At 63.4% G+C, this 1,235-nt stretch carries 1 protein-coding gene; it reads right to left on the bottom strand.

The window, feature by feature from the left end:
* Positions 1 to 902 (bottom strand): amino acid permease (locus AC1DSN_RS22885; protein ID WP_477333161.1); only part of this gene is annotated, 902 nt, incomplete at its 3' end.
* Between the last annotated feature and the right edge of the window lie 333 nt (positions 903 to 1,235).

Here is a 1,235-nt window from a genome sequence, read left to right as displayed (position 1 = left end):
GCGATGTACAGCACGGTGCAGACGGCCAGCGAGCCGAGGATGCCGATGGGCATGTCGCGCTGCGGGTTCTTCGCTTCACCGGCGGCGGTCGACACCGCGTCGAAGCCGACATACGAGAAGAACACGATGGTCGCGGCGCGGAAGATGCCGCCCCAGCCGAACGCGCCCGGACCTTCGGACGCCGGGATGAACGGATGCCAGTTAGCCGGGTTGATCACCTGGATGGCAAAGGCGAGGAACAGCAGGATGACCGTGACCTTGATCGTCACGATGATCGAGTTGACGAAGGCGGACTGCGTGATGCCGACGTAGCACAGGCCTGACAGCGCGGCGATGATGACCACGGCCGGCAGGTTGATCAGCGTGCCGGTGGCCTGGATATGGCCCTCGACGAACTGGAACGGTGCCGAGGCGAGCTGCATGGGGAGCTCGAGGTTGGTACCGACCAGATGGCCGACCATCCCCAGCATCTCGTTGAAGTAGCCCGACCAGCCCGCGGCCACGGTGGCCGCGGCAAAGAGGTATTCGAGGACGAGGTTCCAGCCGACGAACCAGGCGACGTACTCGCCGAGCGTGGCGTAGGAATAGGAGTAGGCGCTGCCGGAAACCGGAAGCATGGCCGCGAATTCGGCGTAGCACAGGCCTGCAAGGGCGCAGGCGAAACCGGCGATGAGGAAGCTGATGACCAGGGCAGGGCCGGCATGAAGTGCGGCGGCCTGGCCGGTGATAACGAAGATACCTGCGCCGATGACGGCGCCGACACCCAGAAGAACCAGATGCTTCGCGGTGAGTACCCGCTTGAGCTCGCCATTGTTTGCATGTGCGCCGGTTTCAACGTGCTCACCAGCGTCTACGTGCGGCGCGGCCTCGATCGGATGCGTCGCGAACAGGTGTTTCAACATGTGTCTCCCCTACTGCCGGAATGTAGCCTTTTATTATTGGGACCGCCGCGTGAGTTACGGTGGACACGCAGCTGCCCTGAAGCGCTGGCACGGCACCATAGCCCAGCGGGGCAAGGCCGTACAAGTTGCATTGCGAGGCACGCCAACGCATTGCATACAGGAGTTGCGGATGTCGACCATGACTTGCGGCGGTTGTGCTCGGACAAGGCGCGATGCTCAGAAGACCATGTTCAGCGCGACCTGCGGTGCCACGTCGTCGGTGGCGTTGCGGCCATCGACGGTGAACTGGACGCCGGCGATCAGGCCGACTTTCGGGTTGAAGTGGTATTCCAC

The sequence above is a fragment of the Luteibacter sp. P4_D7_3 genome, assembly GCF_056401735.1.
The sequence above is the reverse complement of the archived record's forward strand: the minus strand, read 5'-3'. Positions and strand labels throughout refer to the sequence as shown.